14 protein-coding genes are annotated in these 16083 nt (G+C 69.4%); 7 read left to right on the forward strand and 7 right to left on the reverse strand.

The genetic code is table 11. The features are described from left to right. Nucleotides 1-22 precede the first annotated feature (22 nt). The 3 genes from LTT66_RS22610 to LTT66_RS22620 all read right to left on the reverse strand — a co-directional run bounded on the left by LTT66_RS22610 (nucleotide 23) and on the right by LTT66_RS22620 (nucleotide 2653). Nucleotides 23-964 carry an SMP-30/gluconolactonase/LRE family protein gene (locus LTT66_RS22610; protein ID WP_233060507.1) on the reverse strand — a complete coding sequence of 314 codons (942 nt, stop codon included), beginning with the start codon at nucleotides 962-964 and terminating at the stop codon, nucleotides 23-25. A 106-nt stretch (nucleotides 965-1070) separates the two neighbouring features. Beyond that, nucleotides 1071-1703 (reverse strand): NAD(P)-dependent oxidoreductase, encoded by a 633-nt coding sequence (locus tag LTT66_RS22615; RefSeq protein WP_233060508.1) that lies wholly within the window; start codon nucleotides 1701-1703, stop codon nucleotides 1071-1073. After that, nucleotides 1700-2653 (reverse strand): EamA family transporter, encoded by a 954-nt coding sequence (locus LTT66_RS22620; protein ID WP_233060509.1) that lies wholly within the window; start codon nucleotides 2651-2653, stop codon nucleotides 1700-1702. The genes LTT66_RS22615 and LTT66_RS22620 overlap by 4 nt, the downstream gene beginning before the upstream one ends. Before the next feature lie 79 nt (nucleotides 2654-2732). Here LTT66_RS22620 and LTT66_RS22625 point away from each other — a divergent pair, with 79 nt between their 5' ends. After that, nucleotides 2733-3620: a LysR family transcriptional regulator gene (locus tag LTT66_RS22625; protein ID WP_233060510.1), complete on the forward strand. Its 888-nt coding sequence runs from the start codon at nucleotides 2733-2735 to the stop codon at nucleotides 3618-3620. Between the two features lie 573 nt (nucleotides 3621-4193). Here LTT66_RS22625 and LTT66_RS22630 read toward each other — a convergent pair. Beyond that, on the reverse strand, nucleotides 4194-5300 hold the full coding sequence (locus tag LTT66_RS22630; protein WP_233060512.1) for a PQQ-dependent sugar dehydrogenase: 1107 nt from the start codon (nucleotides 5298-5300) through the stop codon (nucleotides 4194-4196). Between the two features lie 118 nt (nucleotides 5301-5418). Here LTT66_RS22630 and LTT66_RS22635 point away from each other — a divergent pair, with 118 nt between their 5' ends. Further along, a complete protein-coding gene (locus LTT66_RS22635; protein ID WP_233060514.1) occupies nucleotides 5419-6294 on the forward strand; it encodes a DoxX family protein in 876 nt (291 codons plus the stop codon). A 118-nt stretch (nucleotides 6295-6412) separates the two neighbouring features. On the opposite strand, the gene ilvD is transcribed toward LTT66_RS22635, so the two are convergent. Together ilvD and LTT66_RS22645 are read right to left on the reverse strand one after the other, a co-directional pair. Further along, nucleotides 6413-8254, reverse strand: coding sequence for a dihydroxy-acid dehydratase (gene ilvD, locus LTT66_RS22640; protein ID WP_195064605.1), 1842 nt, complete (start codon nucleotides 8252-8254; stop codon nucleotides 6413-6415). A gap of 411 nt (nucleotides 8255-8665) precedes the next feature. Continuing rightward, nucleotides 8666-9253 (reverse strand): PH domain-containing protein, encoded by a 588-nt coding sequence (locus tag LTT66_RS22645; RefSeq protein ID WP_233060516.1) that lies wholly within the window; start codon nucleotides 9251-9253, stop codon nucleotides 8666-8668. A gap of 336 nt (nucleotides 9254-9589) precedes the next feature. Between LTT66_RS22645 and LTT66_RS22650 the strand changes: the two genes are divergently transcribed. From LTT66_RS22650 to ilvC, 3 genes are all read left to right on the forward strand, one after another. After that, complete coding sequence (locus LTT66_RS22650; protein ID WP_233060518.1) at nucleotides 9590-11524, forward strand: acetolactate synthase large subunit; 1935 nt, start codon at nucleotides 9590-9592, stop codon at nucleotides 11522-11524. Next, the gene (ilvN, locus tag LTT66_RS22655) at nucleotides 11521-12024 is read left to right on the forward strand and encodes an acetolactate synthase small subunit (protein ID WP_039799659.1); all 504 of its coding nucleotides are present in this window, start codon (nucleotides 11521-11523) and stop codon (nucleotides 12022-12024) included. Before LTT66_RS22650 ends, ilvN begins: the two co-directional genes overlap by 4 nt. 226 nt (nucleotides 12025-12250) lie before the next feature. Further along, entirely contained in the window at nucleotides 12251-13252 is a 1002-nt protein-coding gene (gene ilvC / locus LTT66_RS22660; RefSeq protein WP_174188615.1) for a ketol-acid reductoisomerase, read from the forward strand. A 70-nt stretch (nucleotides 13253-13322) separates the two neighbouring features. On the opposite strand, the gene LTT66_RS22665 is transcribed toward ilvC, so the two are convergent. Beyond that, nucleotides 13323-13613 (reverse strand): hypothetical protein, encoded by a 291-nt coding sequence (locus LTT66_RS22665; RefSeq protein WP_233060519.1) that lies wholly within the window; start codon nucleotides 13611-13613, stop codon nucleotides 13323-13325. A gap of 446 nt (nucleotides 13614-14059) precedes the next feature. Between LTT66_RS22665 and LTT66_RS22670 the strand changes: the two genes are divergently transcribed. Together LTT66_RS22670 and LTT66_RS22675 are read left to right on the forward strand one after the other, a co-directional pair. Next, complete coding sequence (locus LTT66_RS22670; RefSeq protein WP_408638863.1) at nucleotides 14060-15034, forward strand: acyl-CoA thioesterase; 975 nt, start codon at nucleotides 14060-14062, stop codon at nucleotides 15032-15034. Nucleotides 15035-15065: 31 nt separating this feature from the next. Further along, nucleotides 15066-15956 carry an AAA family ATPase gene (locus LTT66_RS22675; RefSeq protein WP_233060523.1) on the forward strand — a complete coding sequence of 297 codons (891 nt, stop codon included), beginning with the start codon at nucleotides 15066-15068 and terminating at the stop codon, nucleotides 15954-15956. Nucleotides 15957-16083 lie beyond the last annotated feature (127 nt).

Below are 16083 nucleotides of genomic sequence, written 5' to 3' on the forward strand. Positions count from 1 at the left end.
GCGGTGAAGCCCCCGCTGCCCGTCAGCGGGGGTTCTCGATCGCGACCGAACCGTAGGGCGTCGCCGGGGTCGGCGGCGTGGTGTAGCGGGCGTTCGGCAAGTACAGACGTTCCCCGAATGCCGCGACGGTGGTCGGTACGTCGAAGCGCGGGTCGGTGACCCGGCGCAGGACCGTGCCCGTCGTGCCCGCGTGGTCGAGCGCGACCACGGCGATCGCGTTGGACCGGTTCTGGACGACGAACAGCGTGCTGCCGCGCAAGAGCAGCCCGTCGCCATCGGGCAGCGTCTCGGCGCCGAGATCGATCTGCCGTGTCGTGCCGGTCGCCGGATCTACGCGGAAGAGTCGGCCGGTCACCGACTGCATGATGATCAACCCGGTGCCGTCCGGCGTGCGCACGATTCCATTGGCGTTGATCGCTCCCGGCTCGTAACGGATGTCGCCGGTGAGCGGGCGTCGCACCGCCGCCGCGGTATGCGGCAACGCGGTGTCGTCGCCTACGGGCAGGTGATACAGCACGGGTGTCCGCGAGTCGGTGAACCACGCGCCCGTGGGCGTGAGCACCACGTCGTTGACGAACGTGTCCGGCGGCGTTCCGAGCCGGTAGCTCGCCGGCACCGCGCCCGTGCGCGTGTCCACGATGCGGGCGTCGCCTCCGGTGCCGCCCGCGACGAACAGCCGCTCACGGTGGTCGATCTGGAGTCCGAGCGCCGGCGTACCCGGGCCGGGGCTCAGGATGGCGCCTCGCCCGGTCACCAGGTCGGCGCGGTAGATGGAGCCGTCGGCCCGCGAACCGAAGTAGGCGACCGGCCGCGACCCGATCGCGATCCCTTCCGGCTGGAACCCGGCGGGGAGGTCGATCGTGGCCGGGAGAACCGGACGGTGCGCCACCGTCCGATCCGCGGGTATCGACGCCGTGGCGCCGAGGCAGGCGAGCGCGACCGCGATACCGAAAGTTCGCTTCATCTGATCGTTCCCTCCGTCGTCGTGGTCGCCGGGTTGCCCGCGAGCGCTTCTGATTCCGGTTCGACGGATGACCTGCACGGTCCCGAGCCGGAGGCTTGCGGTCCGCTCAGTAGCCGACGGTGAACTGCCTGTTCTCGCTGGGACTCTCGAGCTCGTCGACGACGGCGACAGCGAGGTCTTCGGCGGAGATCCGGGACGTGCCGTCGGCGCTGGTGACGAGTGTGGTGGTGCCGCGCCGATAGGTTCCGGTGCGCCGTCCGGGTTCGAGGACGGCGGGCGGGCTGAGATAGACCCAGTCGGCCGGGTGCGCACGGCAGGTCTCCCACTGTGCGACGCTGGCCGCGGCGATGGGCCGGATCGCTTCCGGTACGTACTCCGGGCTGTCGAGAACAAGCCGGTCCGGGCGTCCCGGGTTCCGCAGTGGGGCGGCGCCGCCGACGACGAGGATGCGCGTCCGGGTGGTCGTGGCCGCGTCCAGCAGGGCCGTCGTAGTCGCCGTGACGGTGTGTTCCTGCCCGAGGGCCGGACGGGTCGCGGCCACGATCGCGTCGGCGCCGTCGAACAGTCTGCTCATCCGGTCGGGGTCGTTCGCGTAGCCCTCCACGGCGGTCACCCCGGCGGGCAAGGTGGTCGGCGGTAGTTTCCGGAAGACGGCGACGAGCTCATGGCCTCGGCTCGCGGCTTCGTTGACGACGCGTGAGCCGACCATGCCGGTGGCTCCGACGACGGCGATCTTCATCGAGGTGTCCTTTCGAGTGGGGGTGTCGACGCGAAGGGTGAACGGCTGGGAGCGGGAAGCTGCCCCGCGACGATCGCGGCGAGTGCGAGCCCGAACCCGACGATCTGCGCCGGGCCGAGGGTCTGGCCGAGCAGAACGGCGCCGAGAACCGCGGCGACCAGCGGCGAGAGCAAGACGAGAACCGCGACCGAGGTGACGGGCAAGGTGCCGATGCCGCGGAACCACAGCACATAGGCCAGAAGACCGCCGATCAGGCCCAGCCAGAGATAGCCGAGGACAGCGGGCGAGTCGATCGCCGGAGGCGCGCCCTCGAAGAAGAACGTGACCGGCAGCAGGAACAGGCCGCCCGCGGTGAGCTGCCACCCGGCGAAAGCGGTGGGCCCGGCCTCAGCGGGCCGTCCCCACCGTTTTGTGAGCGTCAGGCCGAGCGCCATCGAGGCCGCCGCGCCGAGACCCGCCACGACCCCGGCGAGGTCGAGCACCGCGTTCGGCCCGATCACCACCAAGCCGACCCCGACGACGCCGATCGCGCCCCAGGCGAGGCGCCAGGCGGAGGGGCTCTCGTGCAGCACCACCACGGCCAAGACGGCGACGACGAGGGGCTGGGCCGCCGCCAAGGTCGCGGCCACGCCGCCGGGTAGGCGTTCGGCGGCGAGGAACAGCAGCGGGAAGAGCAGCCCGATGTTGAGCACGCCCAGCACCGCGGCCTTTCCCCACCAGGCGCCACGCGGCAGCGTCCGCGTGATGGCCAGCGCGATCAAGCCCGGGGGCAACGCGCGCAGCAGTCCGGCGAACAGGGGGTGCCCCGGGGGAAGAAGTTCGGTGGTGACGACATATGTCGTGCCCCATGACGCGGGAGCGAGCGCCGTCAGGAAGGTGCGGGACAGGTCACCCCGGGAAGCGACCCTGCCCGCTCCACCAGAAACGACCTGCGCGGCTGGACTTTTCACATTCGAAGTCTCGCCCGGCAGCGATCAATGAGTCCAACACATGTTTGTCACTTCATCGATCGCGATACATGATTGATCCATGGAGCTACAGCAGATGCGCTACGTTCTCGCCGTCGCCGAGACGAACAGCTTCACCCGGGCCGCCGAACGATGCCTGGTCGTCCAGTCCGCCCTCAGCCACCAGATCGCGCGCCTGGAACGGGAACTGGGCGCGCGACTGTTCGAGCGCACCAGCCGCCGGGTCCGCCTGACGCCTGCCGGTACGGCGTTCCTCCCGGCCGCCCGCCAGTGTCTGGACGCCGCCGAGCGGGCGGCCGCCGAAGTCGCCGCGGCGGTCGGGCAGGTGCGCGGACGGCTCGCCGTCGGCCTGATCCCCACCGTCGCCGCGGTCGACATCCCGGAGGCGCTGCGTGACTTCCGCGGGCGATACCCGCACGTGCGTATCAGCCTGCGCGTGGGCGCGAGCGAGGAACTCGTCGAGAAGGTCGAGCAAGGAGCCATCGACGTGGCTTTCCTCGGACTGCCCACCACGGCGCGCCCCCGAGGTGTCGCCGCCCACGAACTCGCCCGTGACCGCCTCGTCGCCGTGGTCGCGCCGGACCACCCCCTCGCCGGTGAGCCGACCGTCGACCTTCGCAGGCTGTCCTCGGAAGTCTTCGTGGACCTTCCGGCCGGAACAGCCGGACGCCTGCAATCCGATCAAGCCTTTGAAGCCGCCGGTCTCGGCCGGGACGTCGCCTTCGAAGTGACCAGCGCGGACTACATCGCCCGCCTCGTCAGGCCCGGCCTAGCCGTCGCGATGCTCCCCTCCGCCTACGCCCCGCACCTCGAGGGCGTAGTCACCATCGAGGTCGCCGACGCACCGGCCCGCGTCGAATACGTCATCTGGAGCCGCAGCCGCCCACCCGCGGCCACCGCGTTCCTCACCATTCTCGGCATCGCGGCGCAGGACCCGAACGCCTCCTGAAGCCCCCGCGCCGCATCGGCCGAGTCCGGCCGGTCCAGAGCTCCGACCTCAGCGTCATGCACGAGTATGGGCTCCGCAGCCGCGTTGCCGCACAGCACAGGGTCTCGTGCGGTGCCTCTATGGGTTCGCAACGAAATCGGGCGGCGTTCGATGGTCCGGCTCGGCAGTAGGACAGGATGCGACGCGCGCCGCCGCCGATTTCGAGCGGGTACTACCGTGGCGTGCGCCGTTGATCGTCTGGCTCATCCCGCCGCGCGCGCCACATCAGCACGACCACCGTTTCGAGCGGACCGAGACCGAGCCTTGCCCGGTACACCTTCGCTCGGTTCCGAACCGGTCACCATCCGCCGCCGCACCGTCAGCCACGGCAGAGCCGAGGTCCGCGATTACGACTCCACCAGACCACACCAGCCCAACTCCCGGTTTCGAGCGAAGCGAGACCGAGCATTGTCCCGTTCGCGGCCCGGTTCGCGTCCGAGCGGCCGCCGCGTCCGCGGCGAAGTCGCCAGCGGCGGTCGCTCGGACGCGAACCATCAGGGGGCCGCGAACACGCCGCGCCCGCGCGGCCGAAACTCAGTCCGGTCCGCCGCCTCCGGCCTGCGGGGGCGGGATGCGGACGACGCGGTCGTCGAACGGTCCCGGCTGGCCGTCGGTCTTGTTCACCGTGGTCACCCAGATGGTGCCGTCGGCGCCGACCGCCGCGCCGCCGAGCTGTCCGTACTTGTCCTGGGCCACCAGGGTCGGCGCCGCGGTGACCAAGTGGGTGTTCGGGTCGGCGCCGGCGATGGCGAGGGCCTTCGCGCGGGTGAGCGAGATCGCGACACCGTCGGTCGCGGCGGCGCAGCCCGCGACGCCGGGGCGGTCCGGCCAGGTCCACATGGTGGTGACCACGCCGTCCCCGCCGAGCCGCTGCAGCCGGTCCTCGGCGGCGGTGCGGTCGGTGATCCAGATGCTGTCCTTGCTGTCCCGGCACACGTCTCCGGCGGTGCCTATGCCCGAGGCCGCGATTTCCGGTGGTGGCGTGCGGCCGGGCACCGGGGAGTTCACACGCAGCAGTTTGCCCGCGAGCGAGCCCGCCGAGGCCGCCGCGCCGGGATTGCCCGCATCGCCGGTCAGTACCAGCATCTGGTCGGACGAGACGAAGTCGATCGCGCCGTGGTTGCCGGTGGCGCCCTTGGGGATTCCGGTGAGCACGTCCTTGGGGGAACCGCCTTCGGCGATACGGACCACCCGGTTGTCGCTGGAGGTGGTGATGTACGCGTACATCAGGCCGTCTTCTCGGTAGGTCGGCGACAGCGCGATGTCGCTGAGGCCGCCGTCGCCGGAGCCGTCCACGTCCAGCCGGGCGATCTCGACCGGCGGCTGCTCCGGGACCACCTTCAGGATTCGCCCGGTGCGGCGCTCGGCCACCAGCGCGCCGTCGGCGAGCGTGACCAGGCCGCCGGTGGTGTCCAGGCAGGTCGCCACCACCGCCGGGTCCGGATCGATGCACGGGCCGCTCGGCCGGGTGGTCGAGGTGGGCGGCTGGCTCGGTTTCTTCGGGTCGATGTTGGCTCCGCGCAGGGTCGGTTCCGGGGTGAACGGACTGGACGCCGAATCGTCGAACCGGGCGCAGCCGACCAGCAGGACGGAGCCGAGCGCCAAGCTCGCCGCGACGCGGCCCACGACAACCAAACTCATAGCCCAGACGTTACGGAAATTCCGTCGCCCGCGCCCCCTCCGGGTGGGTGTTGCGCGCACACTGACACACCGTCCCGTACTTGCCCGCCGTACCGCGCCGCAGCATAGGGTATTGATCGTGACCGACAAGCCGAAAGAAACGGCCGAATCCAAGGCCGGGAACTCCGCTCCCTCCACGGCCGAGCAGTCGGCGGTGTCGTCCACCGGTCGAGGAGTGACCAGCCCGTACGACTCGCCGACCGAGCAATTCGCGCGAGTGGATCCGGCCCAGCGGCCCCATCTGTCCAAGGACGTTCCGCGCACCGAGGACGAGCTCGGGCTCGACCCGGAGGTTCCGAGCACCGCCGAGAGCAAGGGCGCCGGAGGCAAGGCGTCCACCTACGAGTACGCCAGCATCCCGCCCGCCCCGGGCCCGCCGAACGACACCGGCCGTCTGCGCCGCCGTACCGGCGAGACCCGCCGCGGCACGCTCGATCTGGGCTTGTTGCTGTTGCGCTTGGTCGTCGGCGCCACCTTCCTCTACCACGGCTTGCAGAAGCTCACCGGCTGGTTCCACGGGCCGGGCCTGGACGGCACCCGCGACATGATGGAGCGCGGCGGTTGGGATCACCCGACCGTGTCCGCCATGCTGCTGATCGCGGGCGAGGTGGGCGGCGGCGCGCTGCTGATCCTCGGGCTGGCCACCCCGCTGGCCGCGGGCGCGGTGCTCGCGGTGATCCTGGACGCCTGGGCCTGGAAGCAGGGCATGGCCCCGGGGTTCCAGTACAAGGCAGGGCCGGGCGCGGTGGAATTCGAGAGCGTCCTCGCCGGCGTCGCCGCCGTCATCATCCTGACCGGCCCCGGTCGGTTGTCCTTCGACCGCAACCGCGGCTGGGCCATCCGCCCCGCCTCCGGCTCCTTCGTCGTCCTTCTGCTCGCCGTGGCGGCCGCGGTCGGGACCTACTGGTACCTGCACGGCGGCAACCCGCTCACCGGCATCGGCCCCTTCGACTGAGTCCGGATGAACCTAAAGGCCCCTTCCTCCCTCATCGGGAGAAAGGGGCCTTTGCTTCAGAGGTCCTCAGCGACAACGGATTCCAACTGGCACGGCCTGAGACCCCGAGTGGCGGGGGCTACGGCACGTGGCGGACCGCGCCTTTGTCCGCCGAGGTGGCCATGGCGGCGTAGGCGCGCAGGGCCGTCGTCACCGGACGATCACGGTTCACCGGCTGCCAGGGCCGCTCGGAGGCTTCCATCTTCGCGCGACGCTCGGCGAGGACGGCGTCGTCGACGAGGACCTCCAGCGTGCGGGTGGCCACATCGATGCGGATCTGGTCGCCGTTCTCCACCAGGCCGATGACGCCGCCGCTGGCCGCTTCGGGGGAGATGTGCCCGATCGACAGCCCTGAGGTGCCGCCGGAGAATCGGCCGTCGGTGATCAGCGCGCACTCTTTGCCGAGGCCCGAGCCCTTCAGGAAGGCGGTCGGGTGCAGCATCTCCTGCATGCCGGGGCCGCCCGCGGGACCTTCGTAGCGGACCACGATCACGTCGCCGGGCTTGATCTTCTTGCCGAGGATGACCGACACGGCCTCCTCCTGCGACTCCACCACCACCGCGGGGCCCTGGAAGGAGAACAGCTCCTCATCGATGCCCGCGGTCTTGAGCACCGCGCCGTCGGGCGCGATGTTGCCGCGCAGCACGACCAGGCCGCCTTCCTTCGTGTAGGCGTGCTCGAGGTCGCGGATGCAGCCGCCCGCGGCGTCGGTGTCCAGCGACGACCACCGGTTGTCGGTGGAGAACGGCTCGGTGGTGCGCACCCCGCCCGGCGCGGCGTGGAAGAGCTCGATGGCTTCCTGGGATGCCTTGCCGGAGCGGATGTCCCAGGTGTCCAGCCACTCGTCGAAGCTCGCGGTGTGCACGGTGGTGACGTCGGTCTCCAGCAGCCCGGCGCGGCGCAGTTCGCCGAGGATGGCGGGGATGCCGCCGGCGCGGTGCACGTCCTCCATGTGGTAATCGGAGTTGGGCGACACCTTCGCCAGGGTGGGCACCCGGCGGCTGGTCTCCTCGATGGTGTGCAGATCGAAGTCGATCTCACCTTCCTGCGCGGCGGCCAGCGTGTGCAGCACGGTGTTGGTCGAGCCGCCCATCGCGACGTCCAGGGCCATCGCGTTGCGGAAGGCTTTGGCGTCGGCGACGTTGCGCGGCAGCACCGACGCGTCGTCCTCGCGGTACCAGCGGTTGGCGATGTCCACCACCACCGTGCCCGCCCGCTCGAACAGCGCCCGGCGCGCCGCGTGGGTGGCGAGGGTGGAGCCGTTGCCGGGCAGCGCGAGACCCAGCGCCTCGGTGAGGCAGTTCATCGAGTTGGCGGTGAACATGCCCGAGCAGGAGCCGCAGGTCGGGCACGCGGACCGTTCGACCTCGGACAGACCCTCCTCCGACACCGCCTGATTCGCGCTCGCGGAGATCGCGGTGATCAGGTCGGTGGGCGCCTGCGCGACGCCGCCGACGACCACGGCCTTGCCCGCCTCCATCGGTCCGCCGGAGACGAACACCGCCGGAATGTTCAGCCGCATGGCGGCATTGAGCATGCCCGGGGTGATCTTGTCGCAGTTGGAGATGCAGACCAGCGCGTCGGCGGTGTGCGCGTTCACCATGTATTCGACGGAGTCGGCGATGATCTCGCGCGAAGGCAGCGAGTAGAGCATGCCGCCGTGGCCCATGGCGATGCCGTCGTCGACGGCGATGGTGTGGAATTCGCGCGGCACGCCGCCGGCGGCGCGCACCGCGTCGGCCACGATGTCGCCGACGTTCTTCAGGTGCACGTGGCCGGGCACGAACTGGGTGTAGGAGTTCGCGATGGCGACGATCGGCTTGCCGAAGTCGGTGTCGGTCATGCCGGTGGCGCGCCAGAGTGCGCGTGCGCCTGCGGCATTGCGGCCGATGGTCGTGGTTCGTGAACGAAGCGGTGGCATTTCGGTGGTCCTCGGGTCGCGGGGGCTGACGTGCGACGGCGCAGAGCCTGCTCGGCGGACCATCACGTTACTCCCGCGGATGGGCGCGCCCCCCGCCGGTCGTGGCGGGTCGTGCGAGGCGTCGATCGGTGTCAGCCGGGTTCGGATGGTCGCCCGTGCGTGGTGTCGCCGGGCCGACGGTGTCGCCGGAGGTGCCGGACCGTCGAGGGTGGGGATGCGGAGAAGGGTCGCTGCTCCGGCAAATCATCCCATCACCCGACCGCAACAGCTTACGCGGAGGGAACGTTCCGCATCGGTGCGCTCGCTGAGTCCAGCGGGGCGTCCACGCGGCCCGAGCGCGGCGCGGGTTCGTCATCGCCGGTCAGGTACCGCGATCGGCCACGTCGGAGCCGCGGAGAAGGTGACCGCCCGCTACGGCGTGTCTTCGCCGGTGGCGTCCTCGGCCGACTTCGCGATCCCGTTGGCTCGCGAGCTGCCGTCGCCGCTCGAGCCCGTCTCGGGTTCGGTCGAGTCCGCGGGTTCGGATTCGTCCGCCGGGGACGCCTCCGGCCGCGCGAACGGGTCCGGGATTCGTCCGCCGGACGCCGCCGCCAGGTCGCGCAGCCGGTCGTAGCTCACCGCGGGCAGCTTCGCCTCCGTACCGTCGGTGAGGTCGGCGCGCACGTAACCGCGCTTGGGGATCCGCACGCCTTTCACCTGCGCCCAGTCGAGGTGGCGCGAACCGAACAGCGTCCGCAGTTCCAGTCCGGCCGCCGAGACGGTGGTCTGCGTCCGCAGCACCCACGCCAGCACCACGACCGGGATGAGCAGCAGCCACCACAGCCCGGCGGGCCAGCCGACGAACGGGAAGAACACGCACATCAGCAGGATGAAGACGCCCAGGAACGCCAGCCGTGGGATGCGGATCACACGGGCGTCGGAGGCGCTACCCGTATCCGTTGCCGCCGCGGGCGTATGGGACGATTCAGAAGGTGGCACGGACTGATGCGGTGATGACACACCACCATCCTCGCATCCTGGTGAAGGGCACAAGCATCCGCACTGTCCCACATAATGGGACACAAGGGGTCATCTGTTTGACTCTTCGGTTCACACCCGCTTAACGTCGTGCGCGTGAATCGAAACGAGTTGCTCGTAATCGGCCGGCGCGTCCAGCGTTGAGCCTGACACACTGAGTCGAATACGTCAGCTCGCGTTGCGACGCGCCACCCTCGATCAGCCTTGTGCTGTCGGGGGCTTTTTTATGTTCGGACTAATGTCCAGCATGGCGAAGCGCAAGACACCGCTGGCACAAATTCCGGGGTCAGAACCACAACCAGTAAGGAAACGAAGACGGTGAGCGCACCTACCGCACGGCCCGGGCCCTCGGCCCGGAGGCCAGCGCCTTCGGCGAACCAGCAGGCCACGCCCGCTGCCAACGCGACCTCCGCGGCCAACCGCCGCCCGGTCCCGCCCGAGCGGGTCACCGGCGCGCAGTCGGTCGTCCGGTCGCTCGAGGAGCTCGGCGTCGACACCGTATTCGGCATTCCGGGTGGTGCGATCCTTCCGGTGTACGACCCGCTGTTCGATTCCACCAAGGTGCGCCACGTCCTGGTCCGGCACGAGCAGGGCGCGGGTCACGCGGCCACCGGTTACGCCCAGGCCACCGGCAAGGTCGGTGTGTGTATGGCCACATCCGGCCCCGGCGCGACCAACCTGGTCACCCCGATCGCCGACGCGCAGATGGACTCGGTCCCGATCGTGGCCATCACCGGCCAGGTCGGCCGCAGCCTGATCGGCACCGACGCCTTCCAGGAAGCCGACATCTCCGGCATCACCATGCCGATCACCAAGCACAACTTCCTGATCACCGACGGGGTCGACATCCCGCGCATCATCGCGGAGGCGTTCTACCTCGCCGCGTCCGGCCGCCCCGGCGCCGTGCTCGTCGACATCCCCAAGGACGTGCTGCAGGCGCAGACCACCTTCAGCTGGCCACCGGAGATGCGGCTGCCCGGCTATCGCCCGGTCACCAAGCCGCACGGCAAGCAGGTGCGTGAGGCCGCGCGGATGATCACGGAGGCCAAGGCTCCCGTGCTCTACGTCGGCGGCGGCGTGATCAAGGCCGACGCCTCGGCCGAGCTGCTGCAGCTGGCCGAGCTGACCGGCATCCCCGTGGTCACCACGCTGATGGCGCGCGGCGCGTTCCCCGACAGCCATCGCCTCAACATGGGCATGCCCGGCATGCACGGCACCGTCGGCGCGGTCGCGGCGCTGCAGCGGTCGGACCTGCTGATCACCCTCGGCGCGCGTTTCGACGACCGCGTCACCGGTCAGCTGGACTCCTTCGCCCCCGGCGCCAAGGTCATCCACGCCGACATCGACCCGGCCGAGATCGGCAAGAACCGCCACGCCGACGTCCCGATCGTGGGCGACTGCCGCGAGGTGATCGTCGAGCTCATCGAGACGCTGAAGGCCGATCCCGCCGCGGGCAATTCGCTGCCGCTGCCGTTGACCGACTGGTGGACCTACCTCGACGGCGTGCGCGACGCCTACCCGCTGGGCTGGACCCCGCCCGCGGACGGCTCGCTGTCGCCGGAGTTCGTCATCGAGGCGCTCGGCAGGCTGGCCGGACCCGACGCGATCTACTGCGCGGGCGTCGGTCAGCACCAGATGTGGGCCGCCCAGTTCATCAAGTACGAGAAGCCGCGCACCTGGCTGAACTCCGGTGGCCTGGGCACCATGGGCTACGCCGTCCCGGCGGCCATGGGCGCCAAGATGGGCGCGCCGGACAAAGAGGTGTGGGCGGTCGACGGTGACGGCTGCTTCCAGATGACCAACCAGGAGCTGGCCACCTGCGCCGTCGAGGGCGTCCCGATCAAGGTCGCGCTGATCAACAACGGAAACCTCGGCATGGTGCGCCAGTGGCAGACGCTGTTCTACCAGGAGCGTTACTCCAACACCGACCTGGGCACGCACTCCCTGCGCATCCCCGACTTCGTGAAGCTCGCCGAAGCCCTCGGCTGCCACGGCATCCGGGTGGAGCGCGAGGAGGACGTGGAGGCCGCCATCCGCGAGGCGCAGTCCATCAACGACCGGCCCGTGGTGATCGACTTCATCGTCGGCAAGGACGCCCAGGTGTGGCCGATGGTCGCCGCGGGCACCAGCAACGACGAGATCATGGCCGCTCGCGGCATCCGCCCGCTGTTCGACGAGGACGAGCAGGCCGCCGAGCCCGCGGTCATCCACGCGGCGATGTCGCACGAACAGAACAGGGTGAACAACGGATGAGTACCACGCATACCCTCAGCGTTCTCGTCGAGGACAAACCGGGCGTGCTGGCACGGGTCGCGGCGCTGTTCTCCCGCCGCGGCTTCAATATCGAGTCGCTGGCGGTCGGCGGCACCGAGCTCCCCGAGATCTCGCGCATGACCATCGTCGTCACCGTCGAGGACCTGCCGCTCGAGCAGGTCACGAAGCAGCTCAACAAGCTGGTGAACGTCATCAAGATCGTGGAGCAGGACTCCGACAGCTCGGTGGCCCGCGAACTGATCCTGGTGAAGGTGCGCGCCGACGCCAGTGTGCGGACCCAGGTGATCGAGGCGGTCGGACTGTTCCGCGCGAAGGTCATCGACGTGTCGCCGGACGCGCTCACCGTCGAGGCGACCGGAACCCGGTCCAAGCTCGACGCGCTGCTGCGGATGCTCGAACCGTATGGCATCCGGGAGATCGTGCAGTCCGGTGTCGTCGCGGTGGGCCGGGGACCGAAGTCCATCACCGCCACCCGGTGAGGTAGCGAGCGGCACACCGATGGGGCCGACCGTCCGGCGGCGGCCACACGCTAGTCTTTCTGCGATCGACGGTTGGCGTGCCGCCTCCCCGCGTACGCGGGAATGATCCCCTCCCGCTACCGCGGAGGTGATCCGATCCAGAACAACGTAAATCGCACCGGCGCAAGCACGGTGTACCCCGCCTCGCGCGGGGACTATCCCGGAAGGAACCACAGTGGCAGTCGAGATGTTCTACGACGACGATGCCGACCTGTCGATCATCCAGGGCCGCAAGGTCGCTGTCATCGGCTACGGCAGCCAGGGCCACGCGCACTCGCTGAGCCTGCGCGACTCGGGCGTCGAGGTCCGGGTGGGCCTCGCCGAGGGTTCGAAGTCGCGTCCGAAGGCCGAGGAGGCGGGCCTGACCGTCGGCACGCCGGCCGAGGTCTCGGCGTGGGCGGACCTGATCATGGTGCTCGCGCCCGACACCGCGCAGGCGTCGATCTTCACCAATGACATCGAGCCGAACCTGAACGACGGCGACGCGCTGTTCTTCGGCCACGGCCTCAACATCCACTTCGGCCTGATCAAGCCGCCCGCCAACGTCACCATCGGCATGGTCGCCCCGAAGGGCCCGGGTCACCTGGTGCGTCGTCAGTTCGTCGACGGCAAGGGCGTTCCGGCGCTGATCGCGATCGACCAGGACCCGAAGGGCGAGGGCCAGGCGCTGGCGCTGTCCTACGCCAAGGGCATCGGCGGCACCCGCGCGGGCGTCATCAAGACCACCTTCAAGGAAGAGACCGAGACCGACCTGTTCGGTGAGCAGGCCGTGCTGTGCGGTGGCACCGAGGAACTGGTCAAGACCGGTTTCGAGGTCATGGTCGAGGCCGGTTACGCGCCGGAGATGGCCTACTTCGAGGTGCTGCACGAGCTGAAGCTGATCGTCGACCTGATGTACGAGGGCGGCATCGCGCGGATGAACTACTCGGTGTCCGACACCGCCGAGTTCGGTGGCTACCTGTCGGGCCCGCGGGTGATCGACGCCGACACCAAGAAGCGCATGCAGGACATCCTCAAGGACATCCAGGACGGCAGCTTCGTCAAGCGTCTGGTCGCCAACGTCGAGGGCGGCAACAAGGAGCTCGAGGCGCTGCGCAAGCAGAACGCCGAGCACCCGATCGAGGTCACCGGCGCCAAGTTGCGCGGCCTGATGAGCTGGGTTGATCGTCCGATCACCGAGACCGCCTGATCTCTCGGCCGATTCACGCGGGTGGCCCGCTCCGGATCTCGGAGCGGGCCACCGGCGTCTTCGGAGACTTCTAACTGCTGCCGAACATGCCGGGTGCCTGGCCTTGCCCGTAGCCCTGTCCGTAAGGGCCGCCGAACTGGTTGTAGCCCCAACCGAACAGCGGGTTGTTGTTGCAACTCCAGTTCTGGAACGGACCGAAGGCGCACCGGTCGTAGTACGGGTCGTACCGGGCCTGAGTGGCCCCGGGTGTGCTCGGGGTAGCCGAGGCGGGCATCGCCAACGCGGTCAACGGGATTGCGGCGATCGCACCGGCGACGGCCGCGCGGGCCAAGGTGCGGCGTGCGCTGATTGTGGAGAACAACGTAAATCCTTTCACTCTGCGGCGGGCATTCCGTCCGCCATCCCCCATTTCGGGTCTGTCTGCGGCCTACCCCCGCAGGCAGATCTGGATCTACGGTCGCTGCTTCGCGGTCGCGCTTACCGACGGGGCAGCGACTGCACCCCTTCACTCTTGCGCACTCGCCGCCAAAGGTCACGGGTGTTGTCTCCCCTGCGGGCAAAATCAAACCGGGGTATTAGGGGCTACCCCCCTATACGGGTTGCTCACCGATCGCGGAACCGGCTCTCCGGTCGCTGTCTCGTTACTCGCTCGTATCGACGCCGGGGCCTAAGGTTCTCCCGGACAACGGGGTCAGATAGCCGAAGATTCTCCGCCCGAACGGATTGTGAACCTTGACCGAATCGACAGACATCGACCCTCGCGCGACAGTCTCGAATCCGGCCGCGGCCGGTCGGCGTCCCGAGGCGATTCACCGATTTCTCGTCCAGCCCGCCGACGCGGGCATCCTGGGATCGGTCGACGGCGGCAAACTCCTCGAATGGATCGACAAAGTCGCCTACGCGGCGGCGGCGCAGTGGAGCGGTCGTTACTGCGTCACCGCCTACGTCGGGAACATTCATCTCGACCGCCCGATCGCGGTCGGTGAGCTTGTCGAATTGCACGCGAATCTCGTCCATACCGGCCGCACCAGCATGCATATTCTCGTCACGGTCTATTCGACCGATCCCACCCGGGTGAAGCCGGTGCAGTCGGCGCAATGCCTGACGATCTTCGTCGCGGTGGACGACGACCGGCGCACTGTCGAAGTCCCGCAATGGAATCCGACCTCGCTGCTCGAATTGCAGCGGCACCGGCAGGCGCGTGCCCGGATCTCCGTGCGCAAGCACATCGAGGAGGCGATGGCCGCGCAGCGATACACCTGCGCGGGCACCGCGCCCAGCGCCACGCTGCGCTTTCTCGCGGCGCCTTCGGACATCAACTGGGGCGGGAAAGTTCACGGCGGCCGGACGATGCGGTGGATCGATGAAGCGGCGTATGTGTGCGGTGCGGACTGGGCCGGGCAGCGCGTCCTCACCTCTTACTTCGGTGGGATCCGCTTCTACCGGCCGATCGTGATCGGTCACGTCGTGGAGGTCACCGCGCGCTTGATCCACACCGGCCCGCGCAGCATGCATGTGAGCGTGCACGTGACCTCCACCGACGCGCACTCCGACGAACCGGCGCTGGCGGCGCACGGTCTCGCCGTGGTGGTCGCGGTGGACGACGACGGAAAAGCGCGACCCGTGCGGCAGTGGGCCCCGGTATCCGAGGAGGACCGAGCGCTCGACGCGCACGCCAGGCACCTGGTGGAACTGCGTGCGCTGGTCGAGCCGTTCACTCCGGCCGGCGCCCTGCCGTCCGACGCCGAGCCGAGTCATTTCCGGACACCGGGGCCGAGCTGACGCCGAAGCTGCCCGGCTAGACTAGTTACCGATGAGTAAGTTCTTCGCGTCGGTGGACGAGGTGGCCGGGCGCCTCACCGAGGCCGGGTACCTCCCGTCCCTCGACATCGCCACGGCCGTGTTCCTCGCGGGCCACCTCGGTAAGCCCCTGCTGATCGAGGGTCCGGCGGGCGTCGGCAAGACCGAGCTGGCCAAGGCCGTCGCCACCGCGACCACCTCCGATCTGGTGCGCCTGCAATGCTACGAGGGCATCGACGAGGCACGCGCGCTCTACGAGTGGAACCACGCCAAGCAACTGCTCCGCATCACCGCGACGGACAACGAACGCTGGGACAGCACCCGCGACCACGTCTTCACCGAAGAGTTTTTATTGGCGCGCCCGTTGCTGGCCGCCATCCGCAATCCGCGTTCCACGGTGCTGCTCATCGATGAACTCGACAAGGCCGATGTCGAGCTGGAAGGGCTCCTGCTCGAAGTGCTCGGCGACTACCAGGTGAGCATCCCGGAACTCGGTACCGTCACCGCGGTGCGCAAGCCGTTCGTCATCGTGACCTCCAACGCCCACCGCGAGCTGTCCGAAGCGCTCAAGCGGCGCTGCATCTACCTGCACATCGACTACCCGACGGCGGAACTGGAGCGGGCGATCGTGCGGATGAAGGTTCCCGAGCTGGACGAGGCGCTGGGGGAGCCGGTGGTCCGCGTGGTCGGCGCACTGCGGCAGCTCTCGTTGCGCAAGGCTCCGTCGATCTCCGAGACCGTCGACTGGGCGAAGACGCTGGTCGCGTTGGGTGTGCGAGATCTATCCGGCGGTGTCGTCCGCTCGACGCTCGGCGTGCTGCTGAAATACCGATCCGACCATCGCCTGGCGGTGGAGCGGCTCGGGCTCGATATGGATGCCGAGCAGGGAGGGGCGGTGGGATGACGTTCGGGCTCGGTCAACTCACTTCGTGCTCACTCGCAGGGCCGCTACGCAATCCGGCCTCGCATGCGCCCACCAGCCGCTCCGGCGTTGCGAGTGAGCCGCCAGGAAGCACCGTCGGGCCTACGCG

Origin of the sequence: Nocardia gipuzkoensis, from assembly GCF_021183645.1 — a bacterium.
Lineage (GTDB): Bacteria > Actinomycetota > Actinomycetes > Mycobacteriales > Mycobacteriaceae > Nocardia > Nocardia abscessus.

Coding starts and splice junctions, on each gene's coding strand:
- LTT66_RS22610 (WP_233060507.1), bottom strand. CDS start 964: ATGAAGCGAACTTTCGGTATCGCGGTCGCGCTCGCCTGCCTCGGCGCC.
- ilvC (WP_174188615.1), top strand. CDS start 12,251: ATGTTCTACGACGACGATGCCGACCTGTCGATCATCCAGGGCCGCAAG.
- LTT66_RS22630 (WP_233060512.1), bottom strand. CDS start 5,300: ATGAGTTTGGTTGTCGTGGGCCGCGTCGCGGCGAGCTTGGCGCTCGGC.
- ilvD (WP_195064605.1), bottom strand. CDS start 8,254: ATGCCACCGCTTCGTTCACGAACCACGACCATCGGCCGCAATGCCGCA.
- LTT66_RS22675 (WP_233060523.1), top strand. CDS start 15,066: ATGAGTAAGTTCTTCGCGTCGGTGGACGAGGTGGCCGGGCGCCTCACC.
- ilvN (WP_039799659.1), top strand. CDS start 11,521: ATGAGTACCACGCATACCCTCAGCGTTCTCGTCGAGGACAAACCGGGC.
- LTT66_RS22615 (WP_233060508.1), bottom strand. CDS start 1,703: ATGAAGATCGCCGTCGTCGGAGCCACCGGCATGGTCGGCTCACGCGTC.
- LTT66_RS22625 (WP_233060510.1), top strand. CDS start 2,733: ATGGAGCTACAGCAGATGCGCTACGTTCTCGCCGTCGCCGAGACGAAC.